This window comes from Nocardioides sp. LHD-245, assembly GCF_030929495.1.
Classification (GTDB): Bacteria; Actinomycetota; Actinomycetes; order Propionibacteriales; family Nocardioidaceae; genus Nocardioides.
Window position 1 is genome coordinate 1 of sequence record NZ_JAVFWN010000009.1, and the last position, 22511, is coordinate 22511.

Sequence of the window (22511 nt, forward strand, 5' to 3'; positions counted from 1 at the left end):
GACCGCAAACACCTCACCGCCGTCCTCGCCGCCGCAGCCGCCCACCGCGGCACGTCCCTGGTCGAGATCTACCAGAACTGCCCCATCTTCAACGACGGCGCCTTCGACGCCATCAAGGGCATGGGCGAGCACAAGGGCGAGAAGGAACACGCGGTCATCCCGCTCACCCACGGCCAGCCGATCACCTTCGGCGCGCTCGACGAGGCGACCGGGCTGGGCGACAAGGCCCTGGTCCGCGCCGCGTCCGGCGGCGTCGACGTCGCCGACACCGCGACCGTGCCCGCCGACGCGATCCTCGTCCACGACGCCCACAACGCCGACCCGTCCACAGCGTTCGCGATCTCCCGACTCACCGACGCCGGCTACCTCAACCGCAGCCCGATCGGCATCTTCCGCCAGATCGACCGCCCGACGTACGACGACCAGGCCCGCGCCCAGGTCGCCACCGCCACGGAGGCGGTCGCCGGCCGGGGGACGCCCGAGGAGCGCCTCGCCGCGCTCATCAACGCCGGCGACACCTGGACCGTCGACTGACCGTCGACTGACCGACGGGCAGGCCGGGGGCGTCCCGGCCGCCACGGACAAAAAGCGAAGCGCCGCCGAGCAGATGCTCGGCGGCGCTTCGCTTGGTGATCACCGCATTCAGCGGCGGGTGACCGTGAACTTGAAGCTGGCCTTGGCGTAGACCGCGTCGCCCTTGGCGACGACCTTGTACTTGGTCTTCTTGCCCTTCTCGGCGCGGACGAAGACCTTCTTGGTGAGACCGTCGCCCTTGGTCTTGACCTTGGCGATGCGGGCCCAGCGGCCGTTGCGCTTGACGTAGACCTTCATCTTGACGCCCGCGGCGAGCGGGTCGGTCGCGAACTTGGCCCAGAGGCGCTTGCCGTAGCAGCCGGCCTCGGGGTGCGGGCCGCAGTCGCCGATGAGGACCGTACGCGGCGTGACGCCCTTGGCCGCGACGACCTGGCCCGGCTGGACCTGGATGGAATCGGCCTGAGCAGCCGTCGGTGCGAGCGTCAGTCCCAGCAGGGCAGCCGTGAAGGCGGCCACCAGGACGGACATGGTGCGAACGAATCGCATAGGGACTCCCCCTCGTGATCAGGATCGTTGGTGGACACGGCCTTCGTGCCCGCCCGGGCGCGGCCTGAAACCACCTCGCTCCCGCGAGCCGGAACACGCCGCTAGGGTCCCAGTGTGTCGGACCAGCGTCGCGGGCTCGTTCTCGGGTTCCTCGCGTACCTGCTCTGGGGTGCCTTTCCCCTCTACTGGCCCCTGCTCAAACCCAGCGGCCCGATCGAGATCCTGGCCCACCGCATCGTCTGGTCGCTGCTCGTCATCGGCCTGCTCATCCTGATCCTGCGGCGGACGGCGGCCCTGCGCGCGGTCCTGCGCTCCCGACGGACCACACTCCTGCTCCTGGTCGCCGCCGCGGTCATCACGGCCAACTGGGGCACCTACATCTACGCCGTCAACAGCGACCGCGTGGTGGAGGGCTCGCTGGGCTACTTCATCAATCCCCTCGTCACCGTGCTCCTGGGCGTGCTGGTCCTCGGGGAGCGGCTCCGACCGGTGCAGTGGGCGGCACTCGGCGTCGGCTTCCTCGCCGTGGCCGTGCTGACCGTCGACTACGGGCGGCCCCCGGTGATCGCGCTGGTGCTGGCGGTCTCCTTCGGCACCTACGGGCTCGCGAAGAAGTCCGCCGGCGTGGGTGCGATCGAGAGCCTGGCCTTGGAGACCGCCGTGATCGCACCCGTCGCCCTGAGCTACCTGGTGTGGCTGGGGAGCACCGGCCGCGCCCACTTCGCCGGCGAGGGCCTCGGCCACGTCGCGCTCCTCGTCACCAGCGGCGTCGTCACCGCCGTGCCCCTGCTGTGCTTCAGCGCGGCCGCGACCCGGGTGCCGATGACCAGCCTCGGCCTCCTGCAGTACCTCACCCCCGTCCTGCAGTTCGCGCTCGGGATCACGGTGCTGGGCGAGCACATGCCGGCCGGTCGCTGGATCGGGTTCGGGCTGGTGTGGCTGGCGCTGGTGGCGTTCACCGTCGACGCCCTGCGGCACCGGCACCGTCAGCTCGCCCTCGCCGCGGAGTCCTGCGCCCTCTGAGCGGACAGCGGGGCGCCGGCCTCACTCCGGCCGCGTGAGCACGTCGAGGAACTCGTGGTTGACGAACAGCAGCTCCCGTCCCACCTTCGCCTCGTGGAGAAGGCCCGCGCTGACGAGGGCGTGCAGCCACGTCGAAGCGGTCTGCCTCGACACATCGCACCGCTCCACGACGGAGCCGATGCGGCCGTAGGGCTGCTCGAAGAGGACCGACAGGAACTGGGCATCACGACCACCGGGCGTGGCGGCACGCGCCCGCTCGGCGATCTCGTCCTGGCAGGCACGGATGGAGCCGATCTTCCGCGTGGTCGAGGTCGCCGACTCCCGCACGACCTCCAGCATGTAGCAGACCCATTCGATCCAGGCACCCTCAGCGCTGACCGCGCGCAGGAGACGGTAGTAGTCGTTCTTCCGCGCGATGATCGACCGTGAGAGGTAGAGGATCGGCTCGTCCAACAGACCCGACTGGATGAGCATGAGGATGTTGATGACGCGCCCGGTGCGCCCGTTGCCGTCGTGGAACGGGTGGATCGCCTCGAACTGATAGTGCGCGACCGCCATGCGCACCAACGGATCGAGGTCCTCCTCGCCATGGACGAAGCGTTCCCAGGCAGCCAGCTTCTCGCGGATGACGTCCGCTCCCTCAGGAGGCGCGTAGACCACCTCGCGAGTGCTGGGGTTGACGATCCGCGTGCCAGGAACCGCCCGAATGTCCATGTCCCGCCCTTGGAGGCGAGAACAGATGGTCGCTGCCGTCGTGGCGGAGAGAGGTCGGCTCCGGATGGCATCGACCCCGGCGAAGAGAGCGGTGCGGTAGCGCAGCGCCTCCTTGGTGGCATGGTCACCACCACCGGAGTCGACGTGCTTGAACAGCTCGTCCGCCGTCGTCACGATGTTCTCGATCTCCGAGCTCGCTTGAGCCTCGAGCAGCGGCACGGCGTGGATCAGCACGTTCGGGTTCGGCAGCAGTCGTCCCGCCTGAGCCAGCGTCGCCAAGGCGGCGCGCGCTTCAATAGCGGCCTTGAGCACCGCTTTCGGCTCGAGGTCGAGCCCGACCGGAGGCAGTTCCGGAAGGTCGTTGAAGGGGATCTCGGGATTCCAGACCATACGTCAACTCTTTCGACAGATCCGACCTACCTGTTAAATGAACGCCGAAAACTTAACACGTTCCGCGAACGTGTCGGGTTCCTTGACATGTCGTACGGCGGGCTGGTTCCGGTGTGCTCAGCCTGGCAGCCAGTGTGCTGGAGCCTGGCTCAGGCGGAGCGGACCGCGACGACGTCGGCGAACGCCTCCAGCGCGGAGCGCACCGAGCCCTCGGGCAGCGCCGTGAGCAGCCGCTTGGCCTCCTGGGCGCGGGCGATGACGTAGGCCCGGGCCTGCTCCATGGCAGAGTGCTTGCGGAGCAGGTCGAGCGCCTCGGCGTGGAGGCCGGCGTCGGCGGCGAGGTCGGTGCGGGCGGGGTCGAGCAGCTCGAGCAGCCGGGCGTCGGCCGGGTCGGTGGAGGCGCGGGCCATCAGCACCGGGAGGGTCGGCACGCCCTCCTTGAGGTCGGTGCCGGGCGTCTTGCCGGACTCCTCGCTCTCGGACGCGATGTCGAGGATGTCGTCGGAGAGCTGGAACGCCGTGCCGACCAGCTCGCCGTACTCGGTCAGCGCGGCGACGACCTCCGGCGCGGCGCCTGAGAAGAGCGCGCCGTAGCGCGCCGAGGTGGCGATCAGCGAGCCGGTCTTGCCGGCGACCACCTCGAGATGGTGGGCGAGCGCGTCCTCGCCGGGACCGGGCTCGACCGTCTCGAGGATCTGGCCCTCGACCAGCCGGGTGAAGGTCTCCGCCTGGATCCGCACGGCCTCCGGACCCAGCCGGGCGGTCAGCTCCGACGACTTGGCGAACAGCCAGTCGCCGGTCAGGATCGCGACCAGGTTGTCGTAGCGCGCGTTGGCCGAGTCCTCTCCGCGGCGCAGCGCGGCCTCGTCCATGACGTCGTCGTGGTAGAGCGAGCCGACATGGGTGATCTCCACGACGCAGGCCGCCGTGAGCACCTCCTCGGCGTCGGGCCGCGGTCCGGCCTCGGCCGCGAGGAGCACGAGCAGGGGCCGGAAGCGCTTGCCGCCGGCGGCCAGCAGGTGGCGCGCCGCATCGGTGACGTAGAGCGCCCGGCTGGATGCGTGCCCGTAGAGCGCCTCCTCGACCGTGGCCATCCGGGCCCGCAGCCGATCGGCGAGGGCGGTGTCGTCGATCGGCAGGGCCAGGTCGGCGGGACGCGCAGCGGAGGTCACCTGATGAAGTCTCCCGCACCGGTGACGAGATCGAGAACCGGGCCCGGCACGACGCCCAGCACCAGGGTCGCCGCCAGACACACCACGATGGTGCCGGAGGTGAGCAACGAGGACCGGGTGACGACGCCGGCACCGTCCTGGCTGGGCTCGGTGAAGAACATCAGCCGGATGTGCCGGACGTAGAACGTGATCGCCAGGATGCTGCACGCGATCGCCACCAGGACCACCGGCCACGCACCCGCCGAGAGCGCCGAGGTGAAGACCGCCCACTTGCCGATGAAGCCCGCGGTGAGCGGGATCCCGGCCATCGACAGCAGGAAGAACGCGAACGCGCCCGCGACCAGCGGCGAGGTCCGCCCCAGACCGGCCCAGCGGTCGTACGCCGTCGCCTCGCCCCCGGCGTCACGGACCAGGGTGACGATGGCGAAGGCGCCGATCATCGCGAAGCCGTAGGTGGTGAGGTAGAACAGCACGCCCTCGAGCGAGGTGTACTGGCCGTCGGCGAGCTCTCCGGCGCTCTGGACGCCGAGCACGCCCACCAGGATGAACCCGGTGTGGGCCACCGAGGAGTAGGCCAGCATCCGCTTCACGTCGTTCTGCACGATGGCGAGGATCGCCCCGAGGAGCATCGACGCGATCGCGATCACCCACAGCATCGGCTGCCAGCTCCAGCGCTCGCCGCCGAACGCGACGTAGAGCAGCCGCAGCAGCGCGCCGAAGGCGGCGACCTTGGTGCCGGCGGCCATGAACGCGGTCACCGCCGTGGGCGCGCCCTGGTAGACGTCCGGGGTCCACGCCTGGAAGGGGGCCGCGCCGACCTTGAACAGCAGGCCGACCGCGAGCAGGCCGATGCCCGCCAGCAGCAGGCCGTGGTTGGCCGAGCCGGCACGGACCGCCTCGTTGATGCCGGCGAAGCTGACCGAGCCGGCGTAGCCGTAGACCAGCGCGGCGCCGTACAGGAAGAAGCCGGAGGCGAAGGCGCCGAGGAGGAAGTACTTCATCGCCGCCTCCTGGCTCAGCAGGCGGCGCCGACGCGCCAGCCCGCAGAGCAGGTAGAGGGGCAGCGACAGAACCTCGAGCGCGACGAACATGGTCAGCAGGTCGCCCGACGCCGGGAAGAGCAGCATGCCGAAGACGGCGAACAGGAGCAGGGGGTAGACCTCGGTGTGCTCCAGGCCGCGGGTCGACGCCTCGCGCTCGCCCTCGGTGCCGGGGAGCGCCGCCGCCTGGCCGGTGAACGCCGACACCCCGCCCTCGAGACGCTGCTCACCGAACAGCGCGATACCGCCGAGGGCGAAGACCAGCAACAGGCCCCACAGGTAGACCGTCGGTCCGTCGACCACGATGCTGCCCATCGCGCCGACCAGGCCTCGGCCCTCGCCGCCCGCCGCGCCGGCGTGCTCGTCGAGGTTGACCCCGACGACGACCGTGGCGACCAGTGCCGCCACGACGGTGACCAGGGCGAGGCCGACCTGCGGCAGCCGACGGGTCCCGCGCGGCAGGATGGCCTCCAGCGCGACGCCGAGGCAGGCGCCGCCGAAGACGATGAGGAGCGGCAGCAGCTCGGCGTACTCGAGCTCGGGCTTCACGAACTCCATCAGTGCGCCTCCTCCGTCTGCACGACCGTCGGTTCGTCGTCGTGGATCCCCATCTGCTGCATCAGGTCACCCACCATCGGGTTGCTCACGTCGAGCAGTGGCGCCGGGTAGAACCCGAAGAACACCAGCGCGACCATGAGGGGGGCGACGGCGGCGAGCTCGCGCACGCCGAGGTCCCGGGTGCCCTCGATCGCCGGGGGCGTCGGACCGGTCATCGTGCGCTGGTACATCCACAGCACGTAGATCGCGGACAGGACGACCGCCGTGACGGCGATCGCGCCGACCCACCAGCCATAGTCGAAGGCCGCGACGAAGACCAGGAACTCGCTGATGAAGGGGGAGAGTCCGGGCAGGCCCAGCGTGGCCAGTCCCGCGACGAGCAGCAGCCCGGCCAGGACGGGGGCGACCTTCTCGACACCGCGCATCTCGCGGATCGAGGCGGTGCCGCTGCGGTCGTAGAGATAGCCGGCCACCAGGAAGAGCGCGGCGGTGCCCAGCCCGTGGTTGACCATGTAGAGGATCGCTCCGGTGCCGCCCTGGCTGCTCATGGTGAAGACACCGAGCGTGATCAGTCCGAAGTGGCTCAGCGAGGTGAGACCGATGAGCCGGAAGATGTCGTCCTGCCCGATCGCGACCAGGGCGCCGTACACGACCGAGATCAGCGCGAGCGTGATGACGAGCGGCGTGGCCCACTGCGAGGCCTCCGGGAAGATGCCCAGACAGAACCGCATCATCCCGAAGGTGCCGATCTTGTCGAGGATGCACACCAGCAGCACACCGGTGCCGGGCGTCGCCTTCTCGGTCGTGTCGGCCAGCCACGTGTGCAGCGGGAACAGCGGCGCCTTGACCGCGAAGGCGATGAAGAAGCCGAAGAACAGCCAGCGCCCGGCCTCCGTGCCGATGTCGAGCTTCTCGAGGTCGGAGAGGAGGTACGACGGCTCGCCCTGCTGCGCGGACACGACGTACAGCCCGATCACCGATGCCAGCAGCACCAGACCCCCGGCGAGCTGGAACATCAGGAACTTCAGCGCCGCGGCACCCCGGCCGTCGCGGCCGAAGCCGCCGACCAGGAAGTACGCCGGGATCAGCGTCGCCTCGAAGACGACGTAGAACAAGAACACGTCGGTCGCACAGAAGACCGCGAGCGAGAGGCCCTCCAGCGCGAGGGTCCAGGCGACGAAGGCGCGGGCACCGGCCGAGCCCGGGGCGTCGGCCTTGAACCACTCGGCGCCGAGCACCAGCGGGACGAGCAGCACGGTCAGCAGCACCAGCAGCAGGCCGAGCCCGTCGACGCCCAGGGCGTAGTGGACCCCGAACGCCTCGATCCACTCGTGCTCCTCGGTGAGCTGCCGCCCGCCGTCGAGCTCGTACGACGCCGCGACGACCACGCCGACCACCAGGGTCGCCAGCGCCACGCCGAGGCCCACTGTCTTGCTGAGGTTGCGCGGCAGGAAGGCGACGGCGAGGGCACCGGCGATCGGCAGCCAGATCAGGAGGCTGAGCATCAGTTCACCACCACCAGGGTCAGGACGAGGAGCAGTGCGCCGCCGAGGATGCCGAGGGCGTAGGACCGGACGTAGCCGTTCTGGAGCCGCCGCAACAGCTCACCGGTGCCGGCCAGCACCGTCGTACCGCCGGTGAAGAGGCCGTCGACGATCGAGCGGTCGCCGGCCGTGAGGCCGCTGACCGTGGCCTTGCCGGGCGCGACCACCAGGCCCTCGTTGATGGCGTCGCCGTAGAGGTCGGCGCGGGCGGCCTTCGTGGCGAACGAGACGTCGGCGGGGGCGGTCCGCGGGACCTCCTGCCTGCCGACCAGGAACCAGGCCAGCGCCACGCCCACGGCGACCACGGCGACGGTGAGCAGGGTGAGCACGATGACCGGCACCGGGGGCTCGTGGTGCTCGGCGTGACCGACGACCGGGCTGAGCCAGTCGACGATCCAGTTGCCGGCGAGCATCAGGCCGCCGAGGACCGACAGCGCGGCGAGGACGATCAGCGGGATCGTCATCACCTTCGGGCTCTCGTGGGGGTGGACGTCCTTCTCCCACCGCTTGTCGGTGAAGAAGGTCATCAGCATCATCCGGGTCATGTAGAAACCGGTCACGCCCGCGCCCAGCAGGGCGCAGACGCCGACGACCGGGTTCTCGACCAGCGCGGTCTCGATGATCTTGTCCTTGGACCAGAAGCCCGAGAAGCCGGGGAAGCCGATGATCGCCAGGTAGCCCATCGCGAAGGTCAGGAAGGTGACCGGGAGCATCTTGTTGAGCGCGCCGTAGTGGCGCATGTCGACGTCGTCGTCCATCGCGTGCATGACCGAGCCGGCGCCCAGGAACATGTTGGCCTTGAAGAAGCCGTGGGTCAGCAGGTGGAAGATCGCGAAGGCGTAGCCCGCGACGCCGAGGCCGGCGCCGAGCATCATGTAGCCGATCTGGCTCATGGTGGAGCCGGCCAGGCCCTTCTTGATGTCGTCCTTGGCGCATCCGATGATCGCGCCCCACAGCAGCGTGACGGTGGCGACGATGACGACGGCGGTCTGGGCGGTCGGGGCCAGCTCGAAGACGAAGTTGGAGCGGGTGATCAGGTAGACGCCCGCGGTCACCATGGTCGCGGCGTGGATCAGCGCCGACACCGGCGTCGGACCCTCCATCGCGTCCAGGAGCCAGGCCTGGAGCGGGACCTGGGCCGACTTGCCGCAGGCGCCGACGAGCAGCAGCACGCCGATCCAGTTCAGCGTCGTCTCGGTGGCGCCGCCCGACATCGCGCTGATGCCGCTGAAGCTGGTCGTGCCGAAGGTGACGATCATCAAGAAGATGGCCAGGCCCAGACCCATGTCACCGACCCGGTTGATGACGAACGCCTTCTTGGCCGCGGCCGCCGCGGACGGCTTGTGCTGCCAGAAGCCGATGAGGAGGTACGACGCGAGGCCGACGCCCTCCCAGCCCAGGAACAGGCCGACGTAGTTCTCCGAGAGGATCAGCATGAGCATCGCCGCGACGAACAGGTTCAGGTACGCGAAGAACCTGCGTCGGCGCGGGTCGTGGGCCATGTAGCCGATCGAGTAGACGTGGATCAGCGACCCGACCCCCGTGATCAGCAGCAGGAACAGCGCCGACAGCGGGTCGTAGAGGAGGTCCAGCCCGATGTGCAGGCCGCCCGCCTCGATCCAGTCGTAGAGGTGCTGGCTGATCTGGCGCTCGCCCTCGTCACGACCGAGCAGGGTGACGAACAGGACCAGGCTGATGACGAACGAGGTCGCGGAGGTCGCCGTGCCGAGCAGGTGGCCCCACTTGTCGGTGTAGCGGCCGCCGAGCAGCAGGACGGCGGCGCCGAGCAGCGGCAGCGCGATGATCAGCCACAGCAGGGTGAAGGGGCCGTCGGCGTCGGACGGCGAGACGACAGGGATGGTGGTCTCGCTGGCCTTGAGGGTCAGCGCGGTGAGTGCGTTCATCGTCTCGTCCTCAGAACTTCAGCAGGCTCACGTCGTCGACCGAGGCCGAGCGACGGGTCCGGAAGATGGTCATGATGATCGCGAGCCCGACCACGACCTCGGCCGCCGCGACCACCATCACGAAGAAGGCGGCGATCTGGCCGTCGAGGTTGCCGTGCTGGCGGGCGAAGGCGATGAACGCCAGGTTGCAGGCGTTGAGCATCAGCTCGACGCACATGAACACCACGATCGCGTTGCGCCGGGTGAGCACCCCGATCGATCCGATCGTGAAGAGGATCGCGGACAGGACGATGTACTCGGTCATGCCGGGTCCTCTTTGCCGTCGGTCGCTTCGCTCCCCGGCTGCTTCGCGTCAGGCTTCGCCGTGGGATCCACGCCGAGCTGCTCCTTGATCGCCTCGATGTCGGTGAGGCCGGCCGAGCGCATGGTGCCGCGGGCGGCGAGCACCCGGGAGACCGAGGCGGCCGCCGGGCTTCCGTCGGGCAGCAGCGCCGGGGTGTCGACCGCGTTGTGGCGGGCGTAGACGCCCGGTGGGGGCAGCGGGCCGAGGTGGGCCCCGGTCTCGCCGTACGCCCGGATCCGCTCGGCCGCGAGGATCGGCTGGGTGCGCTTCGGGGTGAGCCGCTCGCGGTGGGTCAGCACCATCGCTCCGACGGCGGCCGTGATCAGCAGGGCGCTGGCGGCCTCGAAGATGAAGACGTAGCGCGAGAACAGCAGGTCCGCGAGGGCCTGGACATTGCCGCCCTCGTTGGCCTCGTCGAGGCCCACCGCCGAGCCGAGCGTGAGCTGCGACAGGCCGACCACCATCACCACGACGAACGCCAGGCCGACCAGCCAGGCCAGCGCCCGCTGTCCCTTGATCGTCTCGACCAGCGAGTCGGAGGCGTCGACGCCGACGAGCATCAGCACGAACAGGAAGAGCATCAGGATCGCGCCGGTGTAGACGATGATCTGGACCGCGAAGAGGAACGGCGCCTCCAGGACGGCGTACAGCACGGCGAGGCTGATCATCACCACGGCCAGCAGCAGCGCGGCGTGGACGGCCTTGCGGACGAACAGCAGGCCGAGGGCGGCGACGACCATGATCGGTGCGAGGATCCAGAAGGCGGTCACGACCCGGCCCCGTTCTCCGCGGGGACGGTCGGCACGGGCACCGGCTGCTGGAAGTCGCCGCGGTAGTAGTCGTCGTCGCTGCCGAGGAGCTGCGCGTGGGGCGGCTGCTCCATGCCGGGCAGCAGCGGGGCCAGCAGGTCGGACTTCTCGTAGATCAGGCTGGCGCGACTGTCGTCGGCGAGCTCGTACTCGTTGGTCATCGTCAGCGCCCGGGTCGGGCAGGCCTCGATGCACAGCCCGCACAGGATGCAGCGCAGGTAGTTGATCTGGTAGACGCTGCCGTAGCGCTCCCCCGCGGAGTAGCGGCCGGACTGCCCGTCCGCATCGAGAGTGTCGTCGTTCTCGGCTCCCTCGACGTAGATCGCGTCCGCCGGGCAGGCCCAGGCACACAGCTCGCAGCCGACGCACTTCTCCAGGCCGTCGGGCCAGCGGTTGAGCTGGTGCCGGCCGTGGAAGCGCGGCGCGGTCGGCAGCTTCTCCTTGGGGTACTGCTCGGTGACGACCTTGCGGAACATGGTCCGGAAGGTGACGCCGAACCCGGCGACCGGGTCCCAGAGCTGCTCCTTGAGGGAGGGGCCCTTGTCCTCTGGCCTCTTCGAACCGTGCTGGTCAGCCATTGCTCACCCCTGAGTCGCGGACGGTTTCACTGACGGTGTCCGGGCCCGAGCCGAACACGAGCGGCGCGGCGGCCCCGCGGACCGCGCCTCCCACCGGCATCGGCGGGACCGGGAAGCCACCGGTGCGCGGCGCCGCGGCCTCGAGCTCCTCGTCACCCTCGACCGCCCCCTTGTCGGGGACGAGGAAGGTCAGCAGCAGGATCACGAGGACGACGCCGACGACGATCAGCCAGAACTGCGGATTGCCGCTGAAGCCCTCGTCGAAGACACCCTCGTTGCGGGCGACCCGCATCGTGGCGACCGCGACGATCCACACCAGCGAGATCGGGATCAGCCGCTTCCAGCCGAACGCCATGAACTGGTCGTAGCGCAGCCGCGGCAGCGAGCCGCGCAGCCAGATGAAGATGAAGATGAAGAAGAAGACCTTGCCGAAGAACCACAGCACCGGCCAGTAGCCCTCGTTGGCGCCCGCCCAGACCTCGTCGATCCAGAACGGGGCGTGCCAGCCGCCGAGGAAGAGCGTCGTCGCGAGCGCGGAGACGGTCGCCATGTTGATGTACTCGGCGAGGAAGAAGAGCGCGAACTTCAGGCTGGAGTACTCGGTGTGGAAGCCGCCGACCAGCTCGCCCTCGGCCTCCGGGAGGTCGAAGGGCGCCCGGTTGGTCTCACCGACCATGGCGATCGCGTAGATCACGAACGACGGCAGCAGGATCAGCCCGAACCACAGGTCGTCCTGTGCGGCGACGATCTCGCTGGTCGACATCGAGCCGGCGTACATGAACACCGCGACCAGGGCGAGGCCCATGGCGACCTCGTAGGAGATCATCTGGGCGCTCGAGCGCAGACCACCGAGCAGGGAGTACGTCGATCCGCTGGACCAACCGCCGAGCACGATGCCGTAGATGCCGATCGACGCGATCGCCATCACGAAGAGCACCGCGACCGGCATGTCGGTCAGCTGCAGCGGGGTCTGGTGCCCGAAGAAGCTCACCTCGGGCCCGAAGGGGATCACGCTGAAGGTCACGAATGCCGGCACCACCACGATCACGGGGGCCAGGACGAAGACCACCTTGTCGGCGGCCTTCGGGATCAGGTCCTCCTTGAAGGCCAGCTTGACGCCGTCGGCCAGCGACTGCAGCAGGCCGAAGGGGCCGTGCACGTTGGGGCCGATCCGGTGCTGCATCCGCGCGACGACCCGCCGCTCCCACCAGATGTTGAACAGCGTCAACACCACCAGGACGACGAAGATCAGCAGTGCCTTGAGACCGATGACCCACCACGGATCGTCGCCGAAGGCCGACAGCGAGTCGCTCATCCGTGCACCCCTTCCGCTCCCGCGATGGTGACCGTGGTGCCCGGGGACGCCAGGTCCGCGAGGACACCGTCACCGACCGAGTTGGCCGGCACCCAGACCACACCGTCGACGAGGTCGTCGCAGATCTCGGCCGGCAGCGTCATCGAGCCGCGGTCGCCGGTCAGCGTGACCGTCGGTCCGTACCGGTCGTAGGCGTCCGGCGTGACCAGCGCGACCGGCGTCCGGGCCGTCGACTTGAGGTACTTGTCGCCGTCCTGGAGCGACCCGTTGTCGAGCAGCTGCTTCCAGGTGGCGAGCCGGACCGTTGAGTTGCCACCTTCTCGCTGTTGAGTTGCCGCAGACTCGACTCGAGTTGCAGGCAACTCAACGCGCGCGCCGTCCCAGGGGCCGAGCTGGGCCATCTCGGCGCGGACCTCGTCGACGGTGCGGAAGCCGAGCGGACGCCCCTGACCGAGCTGGGCCAGCTCGTCGGCGATGCCCGCCAGCGCCCGCAGCTCGGGCAGCGAGGCCGGGTTGCGCAGGGCCGCCTCCCAGGAGCGGACCCGCCCCTCCCAGTTGACGAAGCTGCCGGACTTGTCGGTGGTCGGCGCGACCGGGAAGACCACGTCGGCCCGGTCGGTGACCTCGGTGCGGCGCAGGTCGAGGGCGACCACGAAGCCGGCCGCGTCGATCGCGGCGCGGGCGGCCGCCGGGTCGGCGGTGTCGTCGGGGTCGACGCCACCGACGAGCAGTCCGCCGAGCGTGCCGGCGACGAGCGCGGCGACGATCCCGTCGGCGTCGCGGCCGGGGGACTCCGGGAGTGCCTCGACACCCCAGGCGGTGGCGACGTCGATCCGGGCACCGGCGTCGGCGACCGGTCGCCCGCCGGGCAGCAGGGTCGGCAGGCAGCCGGCCTCGATCGCGCCCCGGTCGCCGGCCCGACGCGGCACCCAGGCCAGCCGGGCACCGGTGCTGGCGGCGACCTCGGCGGCCGCGCTCAACGCACCGGGTACGACGGCCATCCGCTCGCCGACCAACAGGACCGACGACGCGTCGAGCTCCCCGGCCAGGGCCCGCAGCGCGGCCGCCTCGTCGCCCGGTGCCGTCGGCACCAGCCGGGCCGCGAGCTTGGCGAGACCGCGGGTCGTGAACGGCGCGAGGCTGACCACCTCGGTGCCTCCGGCCCGGACCGACTTGCGCAGCCTCAGGAACACCGCGGCGGCCTCGTCCTCGGCCTCCAGGCCGACGAGGACGACCGTGGCCGCGGACTCGAGATCGCCGTAGGTGACCCCGCCGGCTCCGGGCCCGGTGAGCACGACGTTCGAGGCCAGGAAGTCCGTCTCCTCGGCCGACAGCGGCCGGGCCCGGAAGTCGATGTCGTTGGTGCCGAGGGAGGTGCGGGCGAACTTGCCGTAGGCGTAGGCGTCCTCGACGGTCAGCCGGCCACCGGTGAGCACACCGACGCCGCCGGCCTCACGGGCAGCGGCGAGGCCACGGGCCGCGACGGTGAACGCCTCGGGCCACGACGCCGGACGGAGGCTGCCGTCGTCGTCGCGGACCTGCGGGTAGGACAGCCGGTCGTCGGCCTGCGCGTAGGCGAACGCGAACCGGTCCTTGTCGCTGATCCACTCCTCGTTGACCGCCGGGTCGTCGCCCGCCTGGCGACGCAGCACCGCGCCGCGCCGGTGGTCGACCCGGATCGCGGAGCCGCACGCGTCGTGCTCGGCGATGCCCGGGGTCGAGACCAGGTCGAACGGGCGGGACCGGAAGCGGTACTGCTCGGAGGTCAGGGCACCGACCGGGCAGATCTGGATGACGTTGCCCGAGAAGTACGACAGGAAGGGCGCGTCCTCGGCGATGCCGATCTGCTGCTGGACGCCGCGCTCGACCAGCGCGATGAACGGGTCACCCGCGATCTCGTCGGCGAACCGGGTGCAGCGCTGGCACACGATGCAGCGCTCCCGGTCGAGCAGCACCATCGGCGAGAGGTTGATCGGCTTGGGGAAGGTGCGCTTCACACCGCGGTTGCGGTCGTCGGAGAAGCGCGACTCGCCGCGGCCGTTGGACATCGCCTGGTTCTGCAACGGGCACTCGCCGCCCTTGTCGCAGACCGGGCAGTCGAGCGGGTGGTTGATGAGCAGCAGCTCCATCACGCCCTGCTGGGCCTTGTCTGCCACCGGGCTGCTGACCTGGGTGCTGACGACCATGCCCTCGGCGACCGGGAGCGTGCAGGAGGCCTGCGGCTTGGGGAAGCCCCGGCCGTTGCCGGCGTCCGGCACGTCGACCAGGCACTGGCGGCAGGCGCCGACGGGCGCGAGCAGCGGGTGGTCGCAGAACCGGGGCACCTGCACGCCGACCTGCTCGGCGGCCCGGATCACCAGCGTGTCCTTGGGGACGCTGACCTGGACGCCGTCGATGGTGACGATCACGAGGTCGGTCTTCTCGACCGTCTTGTCGGGCGTGGTGGTCATGCCGACACCTCCGTTCCGGCCCAGGCGGTCGATCGGGCCGGGTCGAACGGGCAGCCGCCGTTGCTCAGGTGGGTGAGGTACTCATCGCGGAAGTACTGGATCGAGCTGGTCACCGGGCTGGTCGCGCCGTCGCCCAGCGCGCAGAACGCACGTCCCAGGATGTTGTCGCACTGGTCGATCAGCTGGTCGAGGTCCGCCTCGCTGCCCTGCCCGTTCTCGAGCCGGGTGAGCGCCTGCGTCAACCACCAGGTGCCCTCGCGGCACGGCGTGCACTTGCCGCAGGACTCGTGCTGGTAGAACTCCGTCCAGCGCAGCACCGCGCGCACCACACACACCGAGTCGTCGAAGATCTGCAGCGCGCGGGTGCCCAGCATGGAGCCGGCGCCGGCCACCCCCTCGAAGTCGAGGGGCACGTCGAGATGCGCGTCGGTGAACAGCGGTGTGCTGGAGCCGCCCGGGGTCCAGAACTTCAGCTGGTGGCCCTCGCGTACGCCGCCCGCGAGGTCGAGCAGCTCGCGCAGCGTGATGCCGAGCGGCGCCTCGTACTGGCCGGGCTTCTGTACGTGGCCCGAGAGCGAGAAGATCCCGTGTCCCTTGGACTTCTCTGTGCCCATCGCACCGAACCAGGCCGCACCGTTCTTGACGATGGCGGGCACCGAGGCGATGGACTCGACGTTGTTGATGACCGTCGGGCTCGCGTAGAGGCCGGCCACGGCGGGGAACGGCGGACGCAGCCGGGGCTGGCCACGGCGGCCCTCGAGACCCTCGAGCAGCGCGGTCTCCTCACCGCAGATGTAGGCGCCGGCGCCGGCGTGGACGACGACGTCGAGGTCGTAGCCGGAGCCGTGGATGTCCTTGCCGAGGTGACCGGCGGCATAAGCCTCCTCGACGGCGGCCTGCACGCGGCGGATGACGTGGACGACCTCGCCGCGGATGTAGATGAACGCCTTGTTGGCGCGGATGGCGTAGGAGCTGATGATGACGCCCTCGACGAGGACGTGGGGGTTGCCCATCATCAGCGGGATGTCCTTGCAGGTGCCCGGCTCGGACTCGTCGGCGTTGACCACCAGGTACTTCGGCTTCGGGTTGTCCTGGGGGATGAAGGACCACTTCATGCCGGTGGGGAAGCCGGCCCCGCCGCGGCCACGCAGGCCGCTGTCCTTGACGGCGGTGATGATGTCGTCGGGGTCCATCGCGAAGGCGACGTCGAGGGCGGCGTACCCGCCCTGGTCGACGTAGGTCGCCAGCTTCCAGGACTGCTCGGCGTCCCAGATGTCCGTCAGGACCGGGGTCAGCATGTCGGTCATGCGCCGCTCTCCTCCTTCTGCGCCGCCTCGATCGCCGGAGTCGCCGTCGGGTCCGGGGCGCGCCAGCCGCGCTCGCGGGCGATCTCGAGACCGACCAGCGACGCCGGGCCGGCGGACGGACCCTCGTCGGCCCGGCCGTCGGGGAAGCCGGCGAGCACCCGCTCGGCCTCGCGCCAGGTGCACAGCTTGGGACCGCGCGTCGAGCTCACCTCGTGGCCGGCCCGGAGCGCTTCGACCAGCTGGACCGCCGACTCGGGGGTCTGGTTGTCCATGAACTCCCAGTTGACCATCATCACCGGCGCGTAGTCGCAGGCGGCGTTGCACTCGATGTGCTCCAGGCTGACCGTGTGGGAGTCGCCCTGGCGCTGGACCGCGACCTCGTCGTTGCCGACCTCGAGGTGGTCCTTGAGCCGCTCGAGGATCGCGTCGCCACCCATCACCGCGCACAGCGTGTTGGTGCAGACGCCGACGTGGTAGTCGCCCACACCGTGACGCTTGTACATCGTGTAGAAGGTCGCGACACCGTTGACCTCGGCGGCGCTGATCTCGAGGATCGCGGCACACGCCTCGATGCCCTCCGGCGTGATCCGGCCCTGGGCCGACTGCACCAGGTGGAGCATCGGCAGCAGGCCCGAGCGCGCCTCGGGATAGCGGGCCGCGATCTCGCGCAGCTCGGTGAGCGTCTTGTCGTCCAACGGTGCGGTGGTGCTCATCGGTCGACGCCTCCCATCACGGGGTCGATGCTCGCGATGGCGACGATGACGTCGGCGATCTGGCCGCCCTCGCTCATCACGCCCATCGCCTGGAGGTTGTTGAACGACGGGTCCCGGAAGTGCGCCCGGAAGGGGCGGGTGCCGCCGTCGGAGACGACGTGCGCGCCGAGCTCGCCGCGGGGCGACTCCACCGGCACGTACGCCTGGCCGGCCGGGACCCGGAAGCCCTCGGTGACCAGCTTGAAGTGGTGGATCAGAGCCTCCATCGACTCGCCCATGATGTGGCGGATGTGGTCGAGGCTGTTGCCCATGCCGTCGCTGCCGATGGAAAGCTGGCTGGGCCAGGCGACCTTCTTGTCGGCGACCATCACCGGCGCGCCCTCGAGCCGCGCCAGCCGGTCGGCCGCCTGCTCGATGATCCGCAGCGACTCGTGCATCTCGTTGAGCCGGACCCGGAAGCGGCCGTAGGAGTCGGAGGTGTCCCAGGTCTGTACGTCGAAGTCGTAGGTCTCGTAGCCGCTGTAGGGCTGCGCCTTGCGCAGGTCGAAGCCGTAGCCGGTGCTGCGCAGGACCGGGCCGGTGAGGCCGAGCGCCATGCAGCCCTCGAGGTCGAGGTGACCGACGTTCTCGAGGCGGGCCTTGAAGATCGGGTTCGCGTTGCAGAGGGCGGCGTACTCGGGGAGCCGCTTCTTCATCAGGGCGACGAAGGAGCGGATCTCGTCGAGCGCACCCGGCGGCAGGTCCTGCGCGACGCCCCCGGGACGGATGAACGCATGGTTCATCCGCAGGCCGGTGATCAGCTCGAACAGGTCGAGCACCAGCTCGCGCTCGCGGAACCCGATCGTCATCACGGTCAGCGCGCCGATCTCCATGCCACCGGTGGCGATGCAGACCAGGTGGGAGGAGATCCGGTTGAGCTCCATGAGGAGGACCCGCATGATCTGGGCCTTCTCGGGAACGGTGCTGTTTCCTTGGCCGTCCTCGATGCCGAGCAGCCGCTCGACGCCCAGGACGTAGGTCATCTCGTTGAAGAACGGGCTGAGGTAGTCCATCCGGGTGCAGAACGTGACGCCCTGCGTCCAGGAGCGGTACTCCATGTTCTTCTCGATGCCGGTGTGCAGGTAGCCGATGCCGCAGCGGGCCTCGGTGACCGTCTCGCCCTCGATCTCGAGGATCAGCCGGAGCACGCCGTGGGTCGAGGGGTGCTGCGGACCCATGTTGACGACGATCCGCTCCGCGGCGTCGCTGTCGCCCATGTCTGCGGCGATCTCGTCCCAGTCCTGGCCGGTGACGGTGAAGACCCTGCCCTCGGCGGTGTCGGCGCCGTCGGCGTAGTAGTCCTGGTTGGTGGTCGAGCTTGTCGAAACCATCAGTTGTAGCTCCTCCGCTGGTCCGGCGGCGGGACGCTCGCGCCCTTGTACTCGACGGGGATGCCGCCGAGGGGGTAGTCCTTGCGCTGGGGGTGGCCCGGCCAGTCGTCGGGCATCAGGATCCGGGTGAGGGCCGGGTGGCCGTCGAACTGGATGCCGTACATGTCCCAGGTCTCCCGCTCGTGCCAGTCGGCCGCGGGGTAGACCGGCACCAGGCTCGGGAGGTGGGGGTCGCCGTCGGGAGCCGCGGTCTCCACCCGGATCCGGCGGTTCCACGTGAAGGACATCAGGTGGTAGACGGCGTGCAGCTCGCGGCCGGCGTCGCCGGGGTAGTGGACCCCGCTCACGCCGGAGAGCAGCTCGAAGCGCAGGTCCGGGTCGTCGCGGAGCTTGCGGGCCACGGCCACCAGGTTGTCGCGGTGCACGTGGAAGGTGATCTCGCCGCGGTGGATGACGACCTGCTCGAGCAGGGGGTCGAGCGCGTCGGCCGCCGCGTCGAACCAGCCGCCGTAGGGCCGCTGCGCGGCACCCGGCAGGACCACGGGCGCCACCAGACCTCCGTAGCCGCTGGTGTCACCGGAGCCCTGGACGCCGAACATGCCCTGGCGCTCACCGACGGCGCGGACCTCCAGGCCCGGCTCGCCGAGGGCCTCCGGGGCGTTCTCGGGCGACTGCTCGGTCGCGGGCTGCTCGACGGCCTTGTCGGGGCCGGCCGGCCTCTCGTCGCTCACCGCAGCATCCCCCTCATGTCGCTGGTCGGCAGCGCGGCCAGGCCCTCGGCCTCGAGCTCGCGGATCTGGGCCTGGCGGTTGGCGCCGAGCGGCGTGTGCTGGACCTTGTCGTGGAGCTTGAGGATCGCGTCGATGAGCATCTCGGGCCGTGGGGGGCAGCCGGGGAGGTACATGTCGACGGGCACGACATGGTCGACGCCCTGGACGATCGCGTAGTTGTTGAACATGCCGCCGCTGCTGGCGCACACGCCCATCGCCAGCACCCACTTGGGCTCGGCCATCTGGTCGTAGATCTGGCGCAGGACCGGGGCCATCTTCTGGCTGACCCGGCCGGCCACGATCATCAGGTCGGCCTGCCGGGGGCTGGCCCGGAAGACCTCCATGCCGAACCGGGCGAGGTCGTACTTCGGGCCGCCCGACGTCATCATCTCGATCGCGCAGCACGCGAGACCGAAGGTCGCCGGCCAGAAGCTGGCCTTGCGCATGTAGCCGGCCAGGCCCTCAACCGTGCTCAGCAGGACTCCGCTGGGGAGCTTCTCCTCGACACCCATGTCAGTTTCCTCCCGTTGCGGGCCACGATCCGCTGAGGTGCATCGTCGGTCCTCAGTCCCAGTCCAGTCCGCCGCGGCGCCATACGTAGGCGTAGGCGACGAACACGGTGGCGATGAACAGGACCATCTCGATCAGCCCGAACCAGGCCATCGCGTCGAAGCGCACGGCCCAGGGGTAGAGGAAGATGATCTCGATGTCGAAGACGATGAAGAGCATCGCGGTGATGTAGTACTTCACCGGGAAGCGACCCGTCAGCGCCTGGGGCGTCGGCTCGATGCCGCACTCGTAGGAGTCGAACTTGGCACGGTTGTAGCGCCGTGGCCCCACCATCGTGCTCATGGCGACCGACCCGACCGCGAACAACGCGGCCAGCGCAGCCAGGACCAGCACCGGCGTGTAGAGCTCCATGAGCCTCCCTCTCGTGATCTTGTGAACAGAATCACTAGTGGCGTGACGCACATATTGCCACCCATCGGGGGCGCCGTCACAGGGGGGTGGGCAATGCCGGTCCAGCCACGGCTGGAACGGCGAAAACCGCCGCTGACCTGCGGATTTAACGCATGCTTGGTTTGCGTAATTCAGGTGGCTGCCCACCTCGGCCAGGTCAGGTCCAGAACGACGTGATGTTCGGTGATGCTCCCGCCAGGGGTTGAGTCGTCACATCTGACCCGTTGACCCGTCACTTCCGTCCATCGCCGATGCCCACCGGATCCAGAAGTGACGACCCGACCGGTCAGATCCGCCGACTCAACGGGTCAGATGTGACGACTCAACGAACGGGGCTTCCGGTGCTCGTCAGGCAGTGGCGCGGTGCAGGGCGACGATGCCGCCGGAGAGATTGCGCCACTGCGGGCGGGTCCAGCCCGCGTCGGCGATCAGGTCGGCGAGACCGCGCTGGTCGGGCCAGGCCCGGATCGACTCCGCGAGGTAGACGTACGCGTCCGGCGAGGAGGAGACGGTGCGGGCGACAGCCGGGAGCGCCTTCATCAGGTACTCGATGTAGACGGTGCGCCACGGGGCCCACGTGGGGTGGCTGAACTCGGCGACGACCAGGCGGCCGCCCGGCCGGGTCACGCGGCGCATCTCGGCGAGCCCGGCGAGCGGGTCGACGATATTGCGCAAGCCGAAGGAGATCGTGACGGCGTCGAAGGTGCCGTCGCGGAAGGGCAGCCGGGTGCCGTCGCCGGCGGTGAACGGCAGGTGGGGCAGCTGCTTCTTCCCGACCTGCAGCATGCCGATCGAGAAGTCGCACGGCACGACCTCGGCGCCGGCGTCGAGGAACGGCTGGCTGGAGGTCCCGGTGCCGGCCGCGAGATCGAGCACCCGGTCGCCGTACGACGGGTCGACCGCGGCGAGCACCTCACGACGCCAGCGGCGGTCCTGGCCGAAGGACAGGATGTCGTTGGTCAGGTCGTAGCGCCGGGCGACGGCGTCGAACATCCGTCGTACGTCGGCGGGCTGCTTGTCGAGCTCGGCGCGGGTCATGGGCGTGCTCAGCCCTCCTCGGTGAGCTCGAGCACGCGGTCGACGTACGACGCGACCTCCTCGGGCGCGAGCCCGGTCGCGTAGACGTCGTAGCTGAGGCCGTCGCGCTCCGCGCGGCACTCGGCCTGATAGCTGGCCGCCGGGACCTCGCCGCCGGTGGGCACGCCCGTCGTGGGGTCGGCGCTCTCCTGCCACGCGACGGCGCAGCGGTGGCCGTCGATCGAGCGCAGCTCGTAGTGCGAGCCACCCTGCTGGTCGATCTTGAACGGGCCGCTCGGGATGACCAGGCCGGCGCCGCCGGCGCTGATGGTGACGGCGATCTGGGCCGGCGCCGCCTGCGCGTCGGCCTGACCCATCACCTGGGCGTCGACGTAGGCGCGGACCCGCGCGGCGCCGTAGATGGCGGACAGGTCGCTCGACGCCTCGGTGTCGCCGGTCGCGGCCCGGTCGCTGACCTGCTTGATGGCCTCGAGGTCGGCCGGGTCGGTGAGCCCCGCGTCGTCGGCGGTCACCGCGGACAGCGCGACCATCCGGTCGTCGAGCCGGTCGGGCAGCGTCGGAAGGTCGGCGGCGGACGCCGCCGCCGGGTCGTCGACGACCTTGGGGAGGCCGACGCCGAAGCCCACGGCTCCGGCGAGGAGGAGGACGCCGGTGGTGGCGCCCACGACGGTGGATCGAGCGATCGGCATCGGGCCATCATGCCCGGTCCGCCTGAGCGCCGGCTGACCGGCCCGCTTCCGGAGATCGGCGGCGACCGGTAGGGGCTCCGGTCAGCGACCGGTCACAGATCGGCGCCGTCCGCGAGCCGCACGTACTCCTGGCCGGCCGCCTCGAGGAAGCGGCCGAACTGGGCATCGGCGACACCGAGTCCCTCGGCCGAGAACACCCGGTCGTGGATGGCGACATTGCGGGCCGCACCGACCTCGCGCGCGAAGTCGACGCCCTCGGAGACCCGCATCCACGGCGCACACACCGGCGCCAGGAGTACGTCGACGGGCGAGCCGGGCGCGGTCAGCGCGTCACCCGGGTGGAAGACCCGGGTCTCCCCCACCGTGAGGAGGTAGCCGCTGTTGTGGAAGCGCGGCAGCTCCGGATGGATCACGGCGTGCAGCTCGCCCACGGCCCGGACCTCGATGCCGCCGATCGACCAGGTCTCCTCCGGGGCCACCACGGTGACCCGCTCCACCAGGTCGGGCGCCCCGGCGCGGATCTGCGCCGCGACCGCGTCGATCGTGTAGATCGGTGCCCCCGTCCCGCGCAGCAGCTCCGGCACGTAGTGGTCCACGTGCTCGTGGGTGATGAGCACCGCGTCGACACCCTCGACGCACTCGCGCTGACTCCACACGCCGGGGTCGAGCGCGATCGTCGTACCGTCGTGCTCGATCCGGACCGCGGCGTGGCCGAACTTGGTGAGGCGCATGGTGCCCACGGTA

21 protein-coding genes and 1 pseudogene are annotated in these 22511 nt (G+C 70.1%); 2 read left to right on the forward strand and 20 right to left on the reverse strand.

Going from position 1 to position 22511, the window contains the following annotated elements:
- Window positions 1-534 (forward strand): annotated as a pseudogene (locus RB608_RS13605) (2-oxoacid:ferredoxin oxidoreductase subunit beta); the annotation flags it as partial.
- Between the two features lie 108 nt (window positions 535-642).
- On the opposite strand, the gene RB608_RS13610 reads toward RB608_RS13605, so the two are convergent.
- Window positions 643-1080 carry a hypothetical protein gene (locus RB608_RS13610; protein ID WP_308088503.1) on the reverse strand — a complete coding sequence of 146 codons (438 nt, stop codon included), beginning with the start codon at window positions 1078-1080 and terminating at the stop codon, window positions 643-645.
- A 114-nt stretch (window positions 1081-1194) separates the two neighbouring features.
- Here RB608_RS13610 and rarD point away from each other — a divergent pair, with 114 nt between their 5' ends.
- Window positions 1195-2103, forward strand: coding sequence for an EamA family transporter RarD (rarD, locus tag RB608_RS13615; protein ID WP_308088504.1), 909 nt, complete (start codon window positions 1195-1197; stop codon window positions 2101-2103).
- A gap of 21 nt (window positions 2104-2124) precedes the next feature.
- Here rarD and RB608_RS13620 read toward each other — a convergent pair whose 3' ends face one another.
- The 19 genes from RB608_RS13620 to RB608_RS13710 all read right to left on the reverse strand — a co-directional run bounded on the left by RB608_RS13620 (window position 2125) and on the right by RB608_RS13710 (window position 22498).
- Window positions 2125-3207 (reverse strand): Fic/DOC family N-terminal domain-containing protein, encoded by a 1083-nt coding sequence (locus tag RB608_RS13620; protein WP_308088505.1) that lies wholly within the window; start codon window positions 3205-3207, stop codon window positions 2125-2127.
- A 149-nt stretch (window positions 3208-3356) separates the two neighbouring features.
- On the reverse strand, window positions 3357-4379 hold the full coding sequence (locus RB608_RS13625) for a polyprenyl synthetase family protein (protein WP_308088507.1): 1023 nt from the start codon (window positions 4377-4379) through the stop codon (window positions 3357-3359).
- On the reverse strand, window positions 4376-5977 hold the full coding sequence (gene nuoN / locus RB608_RS13630; RefSeq protein ID WP_308088508.1) for an NADH-quinone oxidoreductase subunit NuoN: 1602 nt from the start codon (window positions 5975-5977) through the stop codon (window positions 4376-4378). The genes RB608_RS13625 and nuoN overlap by 4 nt, the downstream gene beginning before the upstream one ends.
- Window positions 5977-7482, reverse strand: a complete 1506-nt coding sequence (locus RB608_RS13635) for an NADH-quinone oxidoreductase subunit M (RefSeq protein WP_308088509.1) — start codon at window positions 7480-7482, stop codon at window positions 5977-5979. The genes nuoN and RB608_RS13635 overlap by 1 nt, the downstream gene beginning before the upstream one ends.
- Window positions 7482-9425, reverse strand: coding sequence for an NADH-quinone oxidoreductase subunit L (gene nuoL / locus RB608_RS13640; RefSeq protein ID WP_308088510.1), 1944 nt, complete (start codon window positions 9423-9425; stop codon window positions 7482-7484). Before nuoL ends, RB608_RS13635 begins: the two co-directional genes overlap by 1 nt.
- A 10-nt stretch (window positions 9426-9435) precedes the next feature.
- On the reverse strand, window positions 9436-9729 hold the full coding sequence (gene nuoK / locus RB608_RS13645) for an NADH-quinone oxidoreductase subunit NuoK (RefSeq protein WP_257426342.1): 294 nt from the start codon (window positions 9727-9729) through the stop codon (window positions 9436-9438).
- Window positions 9726-10538, reverse strand: a complete 813-nt coding sequence (locus tag RB608_RS13650; protein WP_308088511.1) for an NADH-quinone oxidoreductase subunit J — start codon at window positions 10536-10538, stop codon at window positions 9726-9728. Before RB608_RS13650 ends, nuoK begins: the two co-directional genes overlap by 4 nt.
- The gene (gene nuoI / locus RB608_RS13655) at window positions 10535-11155 is read right to left on the reverse strand and encodes an NADH-quinone oxidoreductase subunit NuoI (RefSeq protein WP_308088512.1); all 621 of its coding nucleotides are present in this window, start codon (window positions 11153-11155) and stop codon (window positions 10535-10537) included. Before nuoI ends, RB608_RS13650 begins: the two co-directional genes overlap by 4 nt.
- Window positions 11148-12470, reverse strand: a complete 1323-nt coding sequence (nuoH, locus tag RB608_RS13660; protein WP_308088513.1) for an NADH-quinone oxidoreductase subunit NuoH — start codon at window positions 12468-12470, stop codon at window positions 11148-11150. Before nuoH ends, nuoI begins: the two co-directional genes overlap by 8 nt.
- Entirely contained in the window at window positions 12467-14920 is a 2454-nt protein-coding gene (locus RB608_RS13665; protein WP_308088514.1) for an NADH-quinone oxidoreductase subunit G, read from the reverse strand. Before RB608_RS13665 ends, nuoH begins: the two co-directional genes overlap by 4 nt.
- Window positions 14917-16227: an NADH-quinone oxidoreductase subunit NuoF gene (gene nuoF, locus RB608_RS13670; protein ID WP_308088515.1), complete on the reverse strand. Its 1311-nt coding sequence runs from the start codon at window positions 16225-16227 to the stop codon at window positions 14917-14919. The genes RB608_RS13665 and nuoF overlap by 4 nt, the downstream gene beginning before the upstream one ends.
- Window positions 16224-16940, reverse strand: coding sequence for an NADH-quinone oxidoreductase subunit NuoE (gene nuoE / locus RB608_RS13675; RefSeq protein ID WP_308088516.1), 717 nt, complete (start codon window positions 16938-16940; stop codon window positions 16224-16226). The genes nuoF and nuoE overlap by 4 nt, the downstream gene beginning before the upstream one ends.
- Window positions 16937-18310: an NADH-quinone oxidoreductase subunit D gene (locus RB608_RS13680; RefSeq protein WP_308088517.1), complete on the reverse strand. Its 1374-nt coding sequence runs from the start codon at window positions 18308-18310 to the stop codon at window positions 16937-16939. The genes nuoE and RB608_RS13680 overlap by 4 nt, the downstream gene beginning before the upstream one ends.
- Window positions 18310-19041, reverse strand: a complete 732-nt coding sequence (locus tag RB608_RS13685) for an NADH-quinone oxidoreductase subunit C (RefSeq protein WP_308088518.1) — start codon at window positions 19039-19041, stop codon at window positions 18310-18312. Before RB608_RS13685 ends, RB608_RS13680 begins: the two co-directional genes overlap by 1 nt.
- Window positions 19038-19592 carry an NADH-quinone oxidoreductase subunit B family protein gene (locus RB608_RS13690; protein WP_282401400.1) on the reverse strand — a complete coding sequence of 185 codons (555 nt, stop codon included), beginning with the start codon at window positions 19590-19592 and terminating at the stop codon, window positions 19038-19040. The genes RB608_RS13685 and RB608_RS13690 overlap by 4 nt, the downstream gene beginning before the upstream one ends.
- A 52-nt stretch (window positions 19593-19644) precedes the next feature.
- Window positions 19645-20001 (reverse strand): NADH-quinone oxidoreductase subunit A, encoded by a 357-nt coding sequence (locus tag RB608_RS13695; RefSeq protein WP_308088519.1) that lies wholly within the window; start codon window positions 19999-20001, stop codon window positions 19645-19647.
- Window positions 20002-20388: 387 nt separating this feature from the next.
- A complete protein-coding gene (locus tag RB608_RS13700) occupies window positions 20389-21078 on the reverse strand; it encodes a demethylmenaquinone methyltransferase (RefSeq protein WP_308088520.1) in 690 nt (229 codons plus the stop codon).
- Window positions 21079-21086: 8 nt separating this feature from the next.
- Window positions 21087-21767, reverse strand: a complete 681-nt coding sequence (locus RB608_RS13705; protein WP_308088521.1) for a hypothetical protein — start codon at window positions 21765-21767, stop codon at window positions 21087-21089.
- A 92-nt stretch (window positions 21768-21859) separates the two neighbouring features.
- Window positions 21860-22498, reverse strand: coding sequence for an MBL fold metallo-hydrolase (locus tag RB608_RS13710; RefSeq protein ID WP_308088522.1), 639 nt, complete (start codon window positions 22496-22498; stop codon window positions 21860-21862).
- Window positions 22499-22511: the final 13 nt, after the last annotated feature.

Coding starts and splice junctions, on each gene's coding strand:
- RB608_RS13610 (WP_308088503.1), bottom strand. CDS start 1,080: ATGCGATTCGTTCGCACCATGTCCGTCCTGGTGGCCGCCTTCACGGCT.
- RB608_RS13620 (WP_308088505.1), bottom strand. CDS start 3,207: ATGGTCTGGAATCCCGAGATCCCCTTCAACGACCTTCCGGAACTGCCT.
- nuoN (WP_308088508.1), bottom strand. CDS start 5,977: ATGGAGTTCGTGAAGCCCGAGCTCGAGTACGCCGAGCTGCTGCCGCTC.
- RB608_RS13635 (WP_308088509.1), bottom strand. CDS start 7,482: ATGCTCAGCCTCCTGATCTGGCTGCCGATCGCCGGTGCCCTCGCCGTC.
- nuoL (WP_308088510.1), bottom strand. CDS start 9,425: ATGAACGCACTCACCGCGCTGACCCTCAAGGCCAGCGAGACCACCATC.
- nuoK (WP_257426342.1), bottom strand. CDS start 9,729: ATGACCGAGTACATCGTCCTGTCCGCGATCCTCTTCACGATCGGATCG.
- nuoI (WP_308088512.1), bottom strand. CDS start 11,155: ATGGCTGACCAGCACGGTTCGAAGAGGCCAGAGGACAAGGGCCCCTCC.
- nuoH (WP_308088513.1), bottom strand. CDS start 12,470: ATGAGCGACTCGCTGTCGGCCTTCGGCGACGATCCGTGGTGGGTCATC.
- RB608_RS13665 (WP_308088514.1), bottom strand. CDS start 14,920: ATGACCACCACGCCCGACAAGACGGTCGAGAAGACCGACCTCGTGATC.
- nuoF (WP_308088515.1), bottom strand. CDS start 16,227: ATGACCGACATGCTGACCCCGGTCCTGACGGACATCTGGGACGCCGAG.
- nuoE (WP_308088516.1), bottom strand. CDS start 16,940: ATGAGCACCACCGCACCGTTGGACGACAAGACGCTCACCGAGCTGCGC.
- RB608_RS13680 (WP_308088517.1), bottom strand. CDS start 18,310: ATGGTTTCGACAAGCTCGACCACCAACCAGGACTACTACGCCGACGGC.
- RB608_RS13690 (WP_282401400.1), bottom strand. CDS start 19,592: ATGGGTGTCGAGGAGAAGCTCCCCAGCGGAGTCCTGCTGAGCACGGTT.
- RB608_RS13695 (WP_308088519.1), bottom strand. CDS start 20,001: ATGGAGCTCTACACGCCGGTGCTGGTCCTGGCTGCGCTGGCCGCGTTG.
- RB608_RS13700 (WP_308088520.1), bottom strand. CDS start 21,078: ATGACCCGCGCCGAGCTCGACAAGCAGCCCGCCGACGTACGACGGATG.
- RB608_RS13705 (WP_308088521.1), bottom strand. CDS start 21,767: ATGCCGATCGCTCGATCCACCGTCGTGGGCGCCACCACCGGCGTCCTC.
- RB608_RS13710 (WP_308088522.1), bottom strand. CDS start 22,498: ATGCGCCTCACCAAGTTCGGCCACGCCGCGGTCCGGATCGAGCACGAC.